We start from the raw sequence: 15,291 nt of genomic DNA, 5'->3' as shown, positions 1-15,291 counted from the left end.
AATTGGCACGCATGCCCACTCTCCCTCCACAATCATTTCACTTTTTTACCTTTACCATGCAATATTTTCAGTTGACCATTCTCATAACCCAACTGATACTCGACCCGATATTGCGATATTATATATTCCCCATCTTTGCGTTCATTTGCTGTAATCATTGCCTTCACTTCCATCTCCTCATCGCCTTTGTTGACCGAGGATACCTCACTGATGGTCACCTCACTTGTATTCAGATATCCTTCTCTGAACTTGGCATATGTTGTAGCACTCTGCCACTCGCTTCCGAGCAGTGCATAAGCGGTGACATAATCACTCAGATTAAGGCTTGTATAAAAGTCCGTTACAATTCCTTCTGCTTGCAATGTCTTAGTGGCTGAACCCAGGTGAGTATCTCCAGCCGTCCGCACCGACGTTGTGCCAGAAGGATTTTTGGACCATGCCTGCACCTGCTTGAGCACACTAGTCATAGGGATACTGAATCCTATTCCCCCCTCCTGTTCCACGACCGCCGAATTAATGCCGATCACTTCACCAGTCTCCGCACTAATGAGTGGTCCACCACTGTTGCCATGGGTTATTGGTGCCGAGATCTGATAGAGGTTACTATAGATGTAAGGCGCTATTTCAAAGCTACGCCCCAATCCACTGATGATTCCGGTTGTTACGGTATTCTCTAGCCCAAGTGGACTACCCAATGCCAGAATCTCGTCTCCGGTCTCAGCTTTGGATTTGGCGATGATTAACGGCTTAACTTTTTTCAAATCAGGAACCCTGACTACAGCTACGTCTGTTTCATCCCCAATACCAATAACCGTCCCCTTATATTCCTCATGGTTCAAGGTCCGAATAGTTACTTCATTCGCCCCCTCCACTACATGAGCATTGGTCACAACATCTCCCAGATCATTGTAGAGAAAGCCAGAGCCCAATCCGCTGCTACTCTCGATCGTTACAACTTTCTTCTGACTTTCTTCTATAATCTGTTTGCGTGTCTTCTTCACAGGTTGCTTGGAGGCAGTCGTCGCTGCCGCATTTTCCGTTTCCTTCGCGGCAACAACTGCCAGTCTGGGCCCATCCTGCAACTGATCTGCTGAATGCTGGTGTATCCAGAACACGCCTCCTGCTCCAGCACCAATGATAATAGCACTGGATATGATCGTACTCCATGTTCGTTTGGTCATTCCAACCTGTCCTCCTATTCGAGATACCACGTTGCATTCACAACAGAGATTTCCACTTCCTCGTACACACCATAATAATAGGTTTCAAAAAAACCTTCTTCGCCCACATCCAGCCAGCTTGGATACACATCTGCATAAGTTTGGCCCAGATATATACCGTCTATATTATAAATATCAATCAACACTGTAATGGAAGAGATCGGACGAGTTGCATTATTGATCAATGAACCGCTAATATAAAGATCCCCGTACATATCAAGCGTCGCATCAACGTTCACGACACTTACTGCCGCCGTTCGATTCATCAGATCTTCTTCTGCAGCCTGTTGCTCCGCCAGTTGAATCCGATCCGCTTCCGCTTTTTCAAATGCCTTTTTTTCACTGAGCACCCGTTCACGATACGAAGTCAGTTTTTCATTTTCCGGCGCATAGGACAATCCCTGGTCGACCGTTTGTAACGCAATTGTGAAATTCTTTTGCTTTACTTGCTGTTCCGCCTCTTTATAACTTATGCTTGCGAGCTTGTCGACAATTTGCTTCTCTACTGTCTCAGCTTCCTTGCCTTTCAAGTCTGATATGGTGTCCAACTTCTCGGCTAGTGCCTCAATTGTTGTCAAACTGTCGATTTCCTTTTTCACCTTCAATACGGCCAGTGTTACCTTTCTGTTGTTGAATGCGGCACGCACTTTGGCAAAAACAGGTTCTTCCCGCTCCATCAACGCTTTGGCTACAGCCTGAATGGTCTTGTCTCCTGCGGACAGCTTTCCTGTCTTCAGACTTGTGGATGCCTCATCCAGCTGATTCATCAAGTTGAACGCCTTCGCCGTAATTTGCCGATCCTGTATAAGTGCATCATAGTTCGGTCGTTTCGTTAGAGCGCTGTCCAGCAGTTGGAGAGCCTCTTTATATTTTCCCTCTAGTGCAGCCTGTTCCGCCTGTTGGTGCAGTGATTTAACCTCTGCATTTATACCTGTTTCCTGCTTGTAATAATACGTTAGCAAAGCTCCTACAACTACTGCCAGAAGTATGGGAATAATCCAGCTAAATGCAAGGCCTTGACCCGTATTTCCCTGTTTGGAAGCTGGTTGCTGCTGACGGGACAACGAATCAATTGCTTTTTGCGTTCCTTTATCCAAGTCAATGGCTGTTTCTGCCCAGATCTGTTCCTCTGTAGAGCTTGTTTCTTTCAATTTGGTTCTACACTTTCTGCACGTGTTATCCGCCGGACTGTTTTTGGTCCCACATACATGACAATACACCCTGATCCCTCCACTTAAGAACATATGTATACTTCGCTTTCCCGGGGTTCGCCTATCGCATCAATTGCTAAAAAACACCAACATGAATCGATAATTATCATATAGCAAAAAGGAATATTACACCATATGTTCTGTAGATATCATGTTTAAACGAGTCATACTGGATGCAAAAAAGCCTTCCTATTAATCTAGGAAGGCTCTAGTTATTTTCATTTTATCACTCTGAAGGAAAAGCGCTGAGATCCATATAGGAAACTTCCCACAGATGATCATCCAGATCCTGAAAACTCCATCCGTACATAAATCCGTGATCTTGTGGTTCGTTGGATGGCTTCCCTCCTGCATCGAGGGCAGCTTGTACAATCACATCTACCTGCTCACGGCTATCTACAGACAGGGCAACGATGACTTCGGTTGTATCGGCGGCATTGGAGATTTTTTTTGAAATGAAGGATTGGAAACGTTCCTCCACCAGAAGCATGGCATAAATATTATCCCCGATAATCATACAAGTAGCAGACTCGTCCGTAAAATTGGCGTCAAACTCAAATCCCACCTTGGTAAAAAACTCAACGGATTTCTTCAAATCTTGTACAGGTAAATTGACAAAAATCTGCTTAGCACGAATAGCCACCATCGATCACCTCGAACTCATAGAATACATTCCACCTCAAAATAACACCTCGCGAATACGCTGTCAATTGAATATAATGGAGACATTCCAACTTGTGAGGTGACACGGATGTTGCTCCGTATTGTTCGAAGTAATTAGTCGTCGGGCTGGGTCAAAAACGCGTACCAGCTATCAAGGGACACGTCTGTCCATTTGATCCTATTCGAGCATTTACACTAGAACGATTTGGCACAACGCTCTTGTCCTGTTCAAACAAATCACATTGGAGGAATATGAGAATGAAAAACAAAATAGATTACGATGACTTTTATGAACGCGTAGGCCGGACGAATGGCTGGAACTTCAGCTCCATGAACGTTGTCTCGGAGAACATCGGATGGAACTTCTATGAGGAAGTTGTCCGCCATACGCGATCGTCCGATCTGTTGCTGGATATTGGAACAGGTGGTGGAGAAGCCATTCTGTCCATTGCAGAAGAAGCTTTATTGCTAGTGGGAATTGATCTCGCTCAAGGAATGATTGAGACCGCACAGCATAATCTTCAGGCTATGGGCGGTCATTCCAATGTACGCTTTCTTCATATGGACGCAGAAAAACTGGATTTTCCAGATTGCTTCTTTAATGTGGTATCTTCCAGACACTCCGGATTCTCTGCTTCAGAAGTATTTAGGGTTCTTGCTCAGGGTGGGATATTTCTAACCCAGCAGGTCAGCGAACATGATAAATCCAACCTTTCAGAAGCTTTTGGCCGTGGACAGAGCCTTGGCATTCAACCTGGCACATTGATGGAACGATACAAGCATGAACTTCAAATAGCAGGTTTCCATGACATTCAGGTCCGTGAATATAATGTGGTGGAGCATTACGCTACACCCGAAGATTTGATGTTTCTCCTAACCCATGCACCCATCATTCCTGATTTCGGAAAGGTAGACACTGACTTCGAGCGATTCCAGCAGTTTGTGAATGAACATCACGACGAGAAGGGCATTCGTACCAACTCGGCACGCTTCATGATCACTGCAAGGAAATAAATGATCCCATATTGAATAAAATGAAACTAAAAAAGACCCAGTCTCATGTGAGAACTATAACATGGTTACCGGGTCTTTTTATGATGTTTGCGAGGCTATATATTAAATCGGATTTACTGCGTAATCTCCAACTTTTCCAAAAAAGGCTTTAATTTATCTACGACATAGTGGCTTCCGCCCCGGCCGTTAACCTCTTCGATCACAGCGGATAACAGGAAGGTCGGAGAGTCGGTATCAAACACTACGAAAAATCCGTTTTCCTGACCCTTCTCTCCCTTCTTCGCTTTCAGTTCCGCTGTTCCCGTCTTGCCTGCGAGCCCCCCAGGAATTGAATTCAAGGTATGGGCGGTGCCTCCCTGCCGGGAAACAACTTCTCCCAAAGCATCCTTGACCGTATTTGCGGCTTCCGGAGTAATAATTACCTCAGGGTCAGTGCTTTCTTTTCCCTCGATCAGAACAGGTTTCACCAGCTTCCCTTCATTAATAAAAGGTGTAAATGACGACGCCAGATGAATCGGGGACATTAACATCTCCCCTTGCCCGTAGGACGTATCAGCGAGTAACACCTCAGACGACAGATCCAGATGTGCTTCGTTGGCATATTGGCTTGGCTTCAGATACAGTTCATCCAGTCCAAAGTTATCGCCAAAACCAAATTTCTGGATCCCATCAATAAACTTGGCGCTGCCCATCTCGATCGCTTCCATGGCAAAGTAAATATTGTCCGAGTACACCAGAGCATCGACCATGTTAACCGGCGATAAACTCTTCACACGCTTGACATAATAACCGCCCCAACTATCGTCTTTACGCCATTGCAAGCCAGAGATATCATGGGTTTTGTCTGCTGTGGTCACCTTCTCCACCAGTCCCGCTGCGGCTGTAATCGCTTTGAAGGTTGATCCTGGTGCATACCGGGTAGTGACTCTGTTGATAAAAGGAAGCTTCTCATTCGCCGAATAAGCATCCCATTCTGCCTGAGTAAGTCCTGTAACCATCTTGTTCGGGTTATAGGAAGGCGCACTGACTAACGCCAGCAGGTTGCCGTCCGTCGGATTCATCAGAACCATTGCACCGGCGTCTCCACCACTGGATAAAGTCTGATACAATTTCTTTTGTTGTTTGGAGCTAATCGTCAGCTGAACATCCTGTCCATCTACAGCTTCCTTGCGAATAAGCTCAGAACGAGAGTTACCGGATTCATCGGTGATTTCGATCAGACCACCACGTTCACCACGCAGCTGCTTCTCCATGGACTGCTCCAAACCCGCTTTGCCGATCCAATCTTCTGCGCGATAATACCCTTCCGTATCCTTATCCAGATCTTCCTTGGTGGCTTTGCGCACGTAACCAATCAGATGCGCAGCCGCCTCGCCGAGTGGATAATATCGGATTTCCTTGCTTTGCATCGTAACCCCGCTTAAAGATTCTGGTACGTCAAACTCCTCCGTTGAACCAATCGGGACAAAATACTCCGGCTTCACCCATGTCTGCGCAAGCGCCTTATGAATGGCATCTTCCGAAACCTGATAATGGCTCGCGATTCGGGCAATCATCTGGTCCGGGTTATCACCAAGTTTCTCAGGTACAATGCCCCATTCATTCATCGTGCCCTTGGTAGCGAGTGGCAAACCATCACGATCCACAATGTCTCCACGATCCGGGAACAGTGTCCTCACTCGTACCTTACTGCCCTTAACCATGTCATCCAGGATCAGTGAAGGCTGCCAGTTAATTTTCCAGTTTTTTCCCCCGTCCTCAAGCTCCTGCCGGACCAGTTTTAATGTATGCGTCTCACTGACTTCACCCAAAAAAGTTGTCAGTTGCAGGTTGTAATCCACCTCATAGGTATCCGGGTTTTGTTTCTCTGCATCGGTCTTACTGCCATCGGAAGCCGTTTCGTCAACCTCCGCCTTGACGGTGGATACTTCCATACCCGAATAGATCGCATTGTATTTCTCAACAAATTGTTCCTTGTTCATGCCCGACTCTTGCAACGAAGCAGGTGTCATCAAGGTGTACAACTGGTCAAATTCTTTTTTTTGCAGATGCTCTATGTATTGATTCACGGTAGTCTGGGGCTTAGCCTCTGCTTCTTTGTTATTCTGCATGTATAGATACATTCCGATTCCACCTGCAAACAAGATGGGCAGCAGTCCGTACATTAATTTACGTTTTGATTTCATGGTTACATCACCTCTAATATACACTATAGATTTCCAGAGCCATTTAAACAATGAAACAAATCTGACGAATTTATCATTAAAAATAGCCGAAAGCTCACATAATATGTTTAAATAAGGAGAGTGAGATTACATACTAAAGCTTTTTTGCTATGCAAAAGGCTGAAAAGGAGCCCGATGATGGAAATCAGCTATTTTTTACTCCCCAAAGCCGAAGTGGCCTATATCAAGTCTACCGCTTCCATGAAAGATGCTATTGAGCAATTGGAATCGCAACACTACACCGCCGTTCCCGTGATTGACCAGGATGGAAAATATGTTGCTACCCTGTCCGAAGGCGATTTGTTATGGAAAATGCGAAATACACCCGGATTGACTTTTGATACGATGGATCAGGTTCAAGTCCATGAGATTAACAATCGGGTATATAATGAATGTGTATTCATTGAGGCTGAAATGGAGGATATGCTGACACTTGCAGCAGACCAAAATTTTGTGCCCGTGGTGGATGTCGATCGTGTCTTCCTCGGTATTATCCGTCGTAAGGATATTATTGAATACTATACGCGTAACATTTCGGATTAAATGAAGTCAAACATCCTGTAATAAACGAATATTCAACTCGAAAGGGTACTCCTGTGGTCATGTTTTGGCCAAACCGGGGTACCCTTTTTGTTTCATGGTCTGGTCGGAATCATTCTAGTTACGCTTAGCCCGCTCTTCAATGTAATAACTCAACACGTCCCTCGGACTTCCCTGAAATGCACGCTCTCTGCCGAACTCATACGCCTGATGCAAATATGAATACGCCTCGTCATGCTGTTCAAGTCTCATGCAGATCATGCCGAGATCGATCAACGGACTCGTACTTCTATCCGAACTCCGCGTACTTAACGATATCTCAGCCCAAGGCTTGGCCAGTCCATACTGTTTCAGATCGATATGTGCATTCGCATGACAGGATGCGATCCAGCTTGCAATCTCCCATTCCATCTTCGGCTCGGGCAACATGCCCCATGCCTGATCATAATAGATAAGTGCTTGTTCATGTTGTTGCGTCTCATCCAGCACATTACCGACTTCTACCGTTTCTACAATTTGTCGCTCCAGTTCGGCATGTTCCGGTGTCAGATCTTTCATTGCACCGTCTCCTCCTCCAGAACGAAATACCACTCCAGAAAAGCATTGAAATCAGCCCACTGCGGCTCACTCTCGCCATTAAGAAACCGTTCAATCGATTCACCCAGTTCCACCAGTACCACTTCTCCCGTCTGACGGTTGTAGAAAAATCCACCTTCACCTTCAAAACTGTCCAGTGGAATATACGCCTCGGGAAGTCCCAGTGTAAGCTGTGCTACATCCATGTCTTCCATATATACGGTGTTCTCCATAAACCAGCAGATCTGATACAACTCCTGATGCCTGCTGTAGAAAGTTGGTCCATCCTCTACATGTAAATAAAATTGTGCAAAATCCGATTGAAGATCAATCTCCAGCTTTTGCAATGCTTCTTCGTAGGTTGCTGGAACATCTTCATGCCACCAGCCTTGCTCCTGGCAATGATCAATCACTTTATGGGATAACATCGCAGACCTCCTAATTCAATTTTGCTCACACAGATTTTACAGGTATCCAGACTTGGGGAGGTGTGCCATCACCTTTGTACACTTCAAGTTCTGGAATCCCTGCATGCTGATATGAAGTGGAAGGAAACCACTCTGTCATAATATAGTGCCACAACCGTTGTATCGCTTCCGGCTCTAGTTCATCAGCTTCAAATACGACCCAATGGGACGCAGGAAGTTCGATGGACACCAAACCTTCAGGCACTTCACCTGAGTAAGAGGTAGCAATCCAATACTCCATTTGATTATCCTTCAGCTCTCTCTGATCTACACAGATGCCCACCAGACCGGGAATAGCTCCGTTATTGAACCCGTTTAAACGTTCCTCAATGCCGTCTGCCAAAGCATCCTGCCACATCTTAGGAATTTCTATTAAATTCTCACCATCCACACAAGAGAACGTTCGTTTGATGCCTACAAAGGTAAGAGACTGTTGTTCGATCACATGTTCATTCACATTCATTAGATGGACTCCTCTCCGAGAGCGATACGGGGCACGGTTCTCCATGACCCATTCATGAAAACATTGTCCCATACATGATATATACCTCCGATATGTCCTACAGTTACTGTATCAAAAGAGTAAGTAGATTGGAAATAGTGCCAGTACTCCTGCAAATAAAAAAAGTCCGCAGTGACTGCGAACCATATCTCTAAAAGGAATCACTCATAGCTTCACTCAAGAAAACACTTCCCGGCTATGGAATATACGATATGTGGCAAGTATAGTCGAAACAGTCATGAAAGCCATCTCAACTATATATAAGGTTAAATAAGATATATTCAGTCCGAATAAGGAATAGTTTATTTGTGTTTGATAAAGCCCTGTTACCCGTATCATGGTACTTATCGAAAATTTTTCGACCCAATTTAATGACCCGGAATTCAAATTTAATACGTCAAAGGCCAAGTATGGCAGACCTACTATCACGGTATTCACAATTATAGCTATAAAGGATGTAGAACTGAGGACGGATACCAGTAAAACAATAGATGCAAAGACCAAGCTACCTGCTATATGAGTAAACAATTGAACTAAATAATATTGAAAAGCAGTAAACGTATATGGTGAGAACTCATAATCAAAGCTGTAAACATACATGCCCACGCTCTGTATGGAAGTATCCGCCCCAGCCAGATTACCAAACCTTAACCAATATAAAACCAAGTTTACCCCAGTAAATAAAACGGCACACATCACAACGTACAATATGGAAGCAATGCATTTTGCTGATACAAGCTTGCTTTTTCCTCTTTTGCTGCTACGCAGTAATGATGCTGTACCTAGTACATATTCTTCGGTAAATACCGGAGCCAACCCTAGCAGAATCATAATCATCATAAAAACTACACCGAATTGATCAATGTATTCCAGTAGGTAACCCCAAGGTTTATTATAATAAATTTCGGATACATTCACTGTTCGCTCCATGATGTTGCCATGATCATCATATCGTGTACTGTTCTTAATCGCCTCTGGAGAAAAAAACACAATATCGTACAATGCACCATATTGGTATCTACCTTTGGTACTATCCCAAATGGAATCATATTGATTATGTGCGACTTTTACCTTCTCTGTTGTAATAGCACCTTCATAAGGTTTGTAAAAGGCGGAACCATCCATTATCCCAGGATGCCTCCAAAATGAGTATACGACTAGAAAAACAATTAAAATAGACAATGCTATGCCAATACTTTTACGCGTTATAATTTTATAAAACTCGAATTGAGTTAAACGAATCAAGACTTCGTCTCCTCTCCAAAATAGTGCATATATACATCTTCAAGCCGAGGTGATTCTCGTACGGCTTGCGGGACAGGCTGTTCTTTGGCCAGTATTCTGGCTACGATTCCATCAGACTCATAAGACAAACCACTTACTTTGAAATGAGAGGTAAGATCAGCAAGTTGCTGCGGATTTAATTTCGCTTTCCATACGTTATTTTTCATCCGGTTCATAATCTCTTCCGGAGTATTATGGGCGATGAGTTGCCCTTCATTCAACAAAATCATCTCCTTACATGAAAACTCCAAATCAGAAATGATATGCGTAGATAACATTACAATACGATCTCTTCCCAGCTCGCCGATAATGTTACGAAATCGAATGCGCTCTTTGGGGTCCAATCCAGCTGTAGGTTCGTCAAGAATCAAAATTTGTGGATCATTCAACAAAGCTTGGGCAATTCCCAATCGCTGCTTCATTCCTTCGGAGAATGTGCGGATTTTATGTTGTGCTTGATTTTCAAGGCCCACCGTCACTAGCGTTTCCTGCACACGTGCTGAAGCTTGACTAATACCGATCCCTTTCAAAGAGCACATATACATGAGAAATTTATAAGCACTGAATCGGTTATAAAATCCAAATCGCTGGGGCATGTAGCCCAACAAACTTCGATAACGGTCTCCCATGTTTTGGATAGACTGCCCGTTCAACAAAATTTGTCCAGACGTGGGCTTGGAAATGTCTACAATCATGCGAAGCAATGTTGTCTTCCCTGCTCCATTCGGCCCAAGAAGACCGTAAACACCACCACTGGATAGTTCTAGTGAGACTTCTTTTACAGCCAACTTGTTCCTGTATTTCTTGGATACGTTATCCATGGTCAGTATCAAAGGAGTAACCTCTTTCTGTCTGTGATGTATATTTCCTTGCCATCTCATAGATCTGACTGATTAATAGTAAAACTCCGCATAGAGCCATCGCTATAAGTACTGTGGGCTGGATCGATTGAAGTAGAGTCTTCAATTCGGGATTACTTAGTACAAGCCAAACCAGCGCGAACCATACAATTAAAAAGATACTGACGGCTGTCCCACCTCTGACACGCATCGCAAGCCATAGACTTGTACCTGCTGCTATCATAAGCTGTGTATACGAGAGGCCGATAGCACTCCATGATATGGAAACATCTTTTTCGCTTGATATAAGTAAATTAAGCAAAACAACAAACGCCATATTCCCAATAAGTACTACGATTAGACGGGTAAGCATCAGTTGCTGTGCCGTGATTTTGCAGGTCAGTTCGATTTCCATTAATCCTTGATCTCGACCTTTAAAAACTTCTAGCAAACCAAGTACAAATGGAACAGGAACTATAAAGAGCACACTCATGTACGGGTCTGTCGTACTGTGAGTACCTAGCCAATAGCCGAACAACAAGAGCATTGAACAAACTAACCAGTAAGATTTGTGGAAGACAGCAACCTCACCATAAACTAACTGGAACAATTCCTTGACTGAATTCCCAGATGATTTTTGTTTCAGGTGAGCATTCATGTGATCTGGCATATATGTATCCAGTATTCTAATTGTCTTGTCAATCTCCATCTCGGATGGAAATTCGACCGGATACTCATCCAGATATGAAGCAATTTCGTTGTACTCTTCTATTTCCAACTCTGTTACAGGATTCAGTTCATCTCCGTTTCCTCTGCTTTTCATCCCGTTCACCTCCCACAATAATCTCCTTTAATTTCGTTATCCCCAATCGAATGCGCGACTTCACGGTCGATTCGTTGGTTCCCGTAAGTTCAGCAACTTCCCTGATCTTCAATCCATTGTAATAGTTTAGAATGACTGCATCTCGCTGGTGATCAGGCAAACTTAATACTGCGCGCCTGACTTGCTCATTCTGAAATCGCTTATGAAAAATATTCCAAACATTCTGTTGTTCACTGGCAGGGAACGCATCCTCAGTTAATTCACTCTCTCTTTGTTGCTGCTTGAACTCCCGCCCACGATAATAATCTCTACAATGGTTCACTGCAATCTTCAGTAGCCAGTGACTGAATTTACCTGTGTTCTGATACTTGTCCAAGGAATTCATCATTTTTACAAATACCTCTTGTGTTAGATCATAAGCAGTATGGTACTCTCCGGTTTTCCGGTAAACATAAGCAAATATCGACTGATAGTGCCGCTTCACCAGTACTTCCATGGCAGCACGGCTACCTTCGCGAATCTCTTGAATAAGCTCTTCATCATTCAACGCTCCCTCACCCCCTCTATAAACAATTAACGAAATTTGGATAGTAAAAGATCAAAAGCATAGAAGTATATTTTTCTGAATATAACAAAATTTCAAAAAAGAAGTATTAATACATTGGCTCTGATCCAAATTTACTCAGGCGTGCGAACTACTGGCTTCATCCTTCATTTCCTTATTCTGGTGCAACTTTATTGTTACTCGTTCGTCTAACTACTGACCAACAACGAAGGAGATGACTATGCGAATAACTTGCAGCCCCGGTTTTCCTGGAAGCATGATTGGATCGATTGATCTTCAGCCATCGAAGTATTACACCCCACCTTCCAGTAACAGTAAGATCACAGAATATGTTGACCCCGAACTCGTTACCATTCCCTATGTAGAAGATCCGGAATTCGGATCACACTTTGACAACATGAAGGTTATGAACGGAACTTATAAAGATGAAATGCATGTGAGCTATGATGTCGAATTTACGATTGATGTAGATAAAAAAGGTTATATTACGCAATTCGAGCATACGTTCCAGCTGGAACGTTATCTGGATCTGGTTCGCACAAAGTCCTATAAAGTGATCAAGACAAACTGGTGCGGACAAACATTTCACGTGATGACGTACAGTTACCTGGAGGAAGTCATTCATCCGAAAAATGTCCTTTTTAAATGTAACCTCGCAGAAGACGTTTTTGTGGTAGCTGAACTTGTCTCCAATCGCTCAGATGAAAGTGCAACTGAGCACGGTATCAGGGATCTTCATTTCCGTGCATTAATCTCGGCACGAGATGATCTGTACCCATTAGATTATATGTGTGAGCCTGATTTCGACCTGAGTATCGACTAAAAAGTAGATACATATGTAGAAAGAGCATAAGCTGTCCCCAATCAGCGGGGTGGCCTGTGCTCTTTTTTTAACAAATGAACCACCAACTCCCTAATTAAAATATCCTCCTTCACATGCTCGGCCTTATGCTCTCATGCCTGGCTCTAAGCAAAATCAACTGTAATGTCGATGAATATACCATAATGCTGAACATGCATATGTTCTTCGTACGTTCAGATATGAGAGGGGTTGGAAACATGGTTTACCGGAAAAATAAAATACATTCACTGTTCACTCTGCCCTTGGCAGGTTTGCTGTTTCTGTTAGGGGGTGCTCAAGCGGCACATGCGGAACAGGTCGACAGTTTGTTACCTGAGCGAAGTCAGCAGGAGATTGTCCAAAAGTGGAATCAGTGGATGAATGGCAATGATACATCTCCCCTGTATACAAAGACACCTTCGACAAGTGCTCCCTACTCTGCTGGTGTGGTAAGTGACGCCTATCTGGAACAAGGGCTGAATGCAGCCAACTTTTATCGTTTTATCACGGGGCTACAGGGCGATCTTGTCCTTGATCCGGCTTTGAATCGTCAAGCCCAGCATGGGGCTGTTGTGATCTCCACGGGTGGATACCTGTCCCATTCTCCAAAACAGCCAGGAGATATGCCAAAGGATTTCTTTGACACCGGTTCAAAGTCTGCCAGCAGCTCCAATCTGTATGTTACCAGCAGTGCCAAGAATAACGTCCTGACAAAAAGCATTCAGGCCTACATGAATGATTCAGATGCCTCCAATATTGATCGCCTGGGACACCGGCGCTGGATTTTGAGTCCACAACTGCAACGAATCGGATTTGGACTCGCCACTCATAGTGAAGCAGGCAAGACATATGATCAGTACTATAGTGCCATGCAGGTATTTGATAAAAGCAGAACTGGGGGAACTTCGTTCAACTACAGCCTGTTCCCGAATCAGGGAGCTTTTCCAATTGAAGCCTTTGGCAGTACACAGGCCTGGTCTGTTCAACTGAATACAGATGTATTTGCGAAACCATCACTGTCTGAGGTACAGGTCGAGATGACTAGGACTTCCGATCAACGTACATGGACCTTTAATGCCAAGAATCAGAACAGTGGCTTTCCAACCGGTTATTACAACGTGGACCCTGCGGATAAACAATGGTTTAATCAGGCCTATTTCAATGTAGAGACAGGTGGATATGGATATGGCTACGCCATTATCTTCCGTCCTGACGATGTGCAATTGTTAAAGAACGGCGATACGTTCAACATTCGAATTACAGGTCTGCAAAAGAAAAACGGTACAGCAGCGGAAATCTCATACTCCACACGTTTCTTCCATGTGGACGGTGTTCAAGATACAACACTTACCCGTATAACGCCAGGACAACCAAACCTGAAAGTCCGAGCAGGAGAACAGATTGATCTACCTTCAATCACTGCCGTGAATGATAACGGAACATCCTATGTTCCACAGTCTAACGTTTCCTTCACCACGACGTCAGATCGCATCGCCATCAAGGATGGAAAAATCATTGGACTTCAGGCTGGTAAAGCCGAAATTCGGATTCGTTTTGAAGGGAAAGAAGCGGTTGTCTCTGTTACTGTCACGGGAATTCCCCAATTAACTGATGTCCGTACACATTGGGCGAAAGATGCCATTCAATGGGCCGTTCAACAGGAGATGGCCAGTGGATACGAGGATGGAACGTTCAAACCCAACAATCAGGTGAGTGAAGCCGAGTTCCTCTCTATGTTGTTCAAGCTGTATGCGAATTCCCATGTCATTCAGAGCATCGATGCTGTAGAGGGACAAGCTATCAAAGGAAACATCTGGAGTGATCGTTATTATACCTATGCTTCCGCGTTGAATCTGAAACTGGATGCCAGCAAACAGAATCCGAAGCTGCGCAATCATGCCTTGAATCGAACAGAAGTAGCCGTAATCGTGGCGGGGCTTGGCGGTAAAAATTATACCCAGGATGGCGATGCCATCAGGTATCTGCTGAACATGGGATACTCTTCGGGCAAAACTGCAGCTACGGTGCAAGGTTATGCGGGACAAGAATCCTTGACCCGGGCAGAGGCCGTTGTTTTTCTCCAGAACCTGAAGGAAAAAGGCTTCGAACTATGGAGCAGACCGAAAAATGCCACTGAAGCTACCGAGAATGAAAAGAACGGCGGACTACCGGATCAGACCATGAAAGCAGTATACTCTGCCGGTCACACGCTGGTCCTTCAAGGTACGTTCCCGGCGTATGCCAACCAGACGATGCCAATTAAAATCCATGGTCCTTCGCCTGCTGTAGAGGACATCCAGACGCAGCAGGTTACAACAGATGCCTATGGCAATTTTAAACTAACGGTAAGTAACCTTGATGCGAAGGAACTTAACCTCTATGTGGACGTGCGCGAAGATTATTCCTACTGGATCAGTGTAGAAGCGGGGCGTACTGCGATAAGTGATTATACCGAGTAACATGTAAAAAACCAGCTTAGGAATTCTACATGGAATTCCCAGCTGGTTTTTTTTCTCGAAAC

At 44.3% G+C, this 15,291-nt stretch carries 15 protein-coding genes; 4 read left to right on the top strand and 11 right to left on the bottom strand.

Annotated elements, in window-relative coordinates:
* Positions 1-32: 32 nt before the first annotated feature.
* From V6668_RS04525 to V6668_RS04515, 3 genes are all read right to left on the bottom strand, one after another.
* On the bottom strand, positions 33-1,181 hold the full coding sequence (locus tag V6668_RS04525) for a S1C family serine protease (protein WP_338707802.1): 1,149 nt from the start codon (positions 1,179-1,181) through the stop codon (positions 33-35).
* Positions 1,182-1,195: 14 nt separating this feature from the next.
* The gene (locus V6668_RS04520; protein ID WP_338707801.1) at positions 1,196-2,371 is read right to left on the bottom strand and encodes an FxLYD domain-containing protein; all 1,176 of its coding nucleotides are present in this window, start codon (positions 2,369-2,371) and stop codon (positions 1,196-1,198) included.
* A gap of 286 nt (positions 2,372-2,657) precedes the next feature.
* Positions 2,658-3,074 (bottom strand): VOC family protein, encoded by a 417-nt coding sequence (locus V6668_RS04515; protein ID WP_036606080.1) that lies wholly within the window; start codon positions 3,072-3,074, stop codon positions 2,658-2,660.
* 278 nt (positions 3,075-3,352) lie between these two features.
* Here V6668_RS04515 and V6668_RS04510 point away from each other — a divergent pair, with 278 nt between their 5' ends.
* Positions 3,353-4,108: a class I SAM-dependent methyltransferase gene (locus V6668_RS04510; RefSeq protein ID WP_338707800.1), complete on the top strand. Its 756-nt coding sequence runs from the start codon at positions 3,353-3,355 to the stop codon at positions 4,106-4,108.
* A 113-nt stretch (positions 4,109-4,221) separates the two neighbouring features.
* Here the strand turns inward: V6668_RS04510 and V6668_RS04505 are convergent, their stop codons facing one another.
* Positions 4,222-6,294, bottom strand: a complete 2,073-nt coding sequence (locus V6668_RS04505) for a penicillin-binding transpeptidase domain-containing protein (RefSeq protein WP_338707799.1) — start codon at positions 6,292-6,294, stop codon at positions 4,222-4,224.
* A gap of 177 nt (positions 6,295-6,471) precedes the next feature.
* Here V6668_RS04505 and V6668_RS04500 point away from each other — a divergent pair, with 177 nt between their 5' ends.
* Positions 6,472-6,876, top strand: a complete 405-nt coding sequence (locus V6668_RS04500; protein WP_036605969.1) for a CBS domain-containing protein — start codon at positions 6,472-6,474, stop codon at positions 6,874-6,876.
* Positions 6,877-6,990: 114 nt separating this feature from the next.
* On the opposite strand, the gene V6668_RS04495 is transcribed toward V6668_RS04500, so the two are convergent.
* The 7 genes from V6668_RS04495 to V6668_RS04465 all read right to left on the bottom strand — a co-directional run bounded on the left by V6668_RS04495 (position 6,991) and on the right by V6668_RS04465 (position 11,911).
* Positions 6,991-7,431, bottom strand: a complete 441-nt coding sequence (locus tag V6668_RS04495) for a hypothetical protein (RefSeq protein ID WP_036668285.1) — start codon at positions 7,429-7,431, stop codon at positions 6,991-6,993.
* Positions 7,428-7,877 carry a hypothetical protein gene (locus V6668_RS04490; RefSeq protein ID WP_036668287.1) on the bottom strand — a complete coding sequence of 150 codons (450 nt, stop codon included), beginning with the start codon at positions 7,875-7,877 and terminating at the stop codon, positions 7,428-7,430. Before V6668_RS04490 ends, V6668_RS04495 begins: the two co-directional genes overlap by 4 nt.
* 25 nt (positions 7,878-7,902) lie before the next feature.
* Complete coding sequence (locus tag V6668_RS04485) at positions 7,903-8,379, bottom strand: GyrI-like domain-containing protein (protein ID WP_036668288.1); 477 nt, start codon at positions 8,377-8,379, stop codon at positions 7,903-7,905.
* A gap of 216 nt (positions 8,380-8,595) precedes the next feature.
* Complete coding sequence (locus V6668_RS04480) at positions 8,596-9,663, bottom strand: hypothetical protein (RefSeq protein ID WP_338707798.1); 1,068 nt, start codon at positions 9,661-9,663, stop codon at positions 8,596-8,598.
* On the bottom strand, positions 9,660-10,535 hold the full coding sequence (locus V6668_RS04475) for an ABC transporter ATP-binding protein (protein ID WP_036668291.1): 876 nt from the start codon (positions 10,533-10,535) through the stop codon (positions 9,660-9,662). The genes V6668_RS04480 and V6668_RS04475 overlap by 4 nt, the downstream gene beginning before the upstream one ends.
* Complete coding sequence (locus tag V6668_RS04470) at positions 10,516-11,364, bottom strand: hypothetical protein (RefSeq protein ID WP_036668293.1); 849 nt, start codon at positions 11,362-11,364, stop codon at positions 10,516-10,518. The genes V6668_RS04475 and V6668_RS04470 overlap by 20 nt, the downstream gene beginning before the upstream one ends.
* A complete protein-coding gene (locus V6668_RS04465) occupies positions 11,339-11,911 on the bottom strand; it encodes an RNA polymerase sigma factor (RefSeq protein ID WP_036668294.1) in 573 nt (190 codons plus the stop codon). Before V6668_RS04465 ends, V6668_RS04470 begins: the two co-directional genes overlap by 26 nt.
* Positions 11,912-12,185: 274 nt before the next feature.
* Here V6668_RS04465 and V6668_RS04460 point away from each other — a divergent pair, with 274 nt between their 5' ends.
* Both V6668_RS04460 and V6668_RS04455 read left to right on the top strand, forming a co-directional pair.
* Positions 12,186-12,752 carry a hypothetical protein gene (locus V6668_RS04460; RefSeq protein ID WP_235193727.1) on the top strand — a complete coding sequence of 189 codons (567 nt, stop codon included), beginning with the start codon at positions 12,186-12,188 and terminating at the stop codon, positions 12,750-12,752.
* A gap of 236 nt (positions 12,753-12,988) precedes the next feature.
* Positions 12,989-15,229 carry an S-layer homology domain-containing protein gene (locus V6668_RS04455; RefSeq protein ID WP_338707797.1) on the top strand — a complete coding sequence of 747 codons (2,241 nt, stop codon included), beginning with the start codon at positions 12,989-12,991 and terminating at the stop codon, positions 15,227-15,229.
* The last annotated feature ends 62 nt before the right edge of the window (positions 15,230-15,291 follow it).

Origin of the sequence: Paenibacillus amylolyticus, from assembly GCF_036894225.1 — a bacterium.
Lineage (GTDB): Bacteria > Bacillota > Bacilli > Paenibacillales > Paenibacillaceae > Paenibacillus > Paenibacillus amylolyticus.
This window is presented reverse-complemented; position numbering and strand designations above follow the sequence as displayed.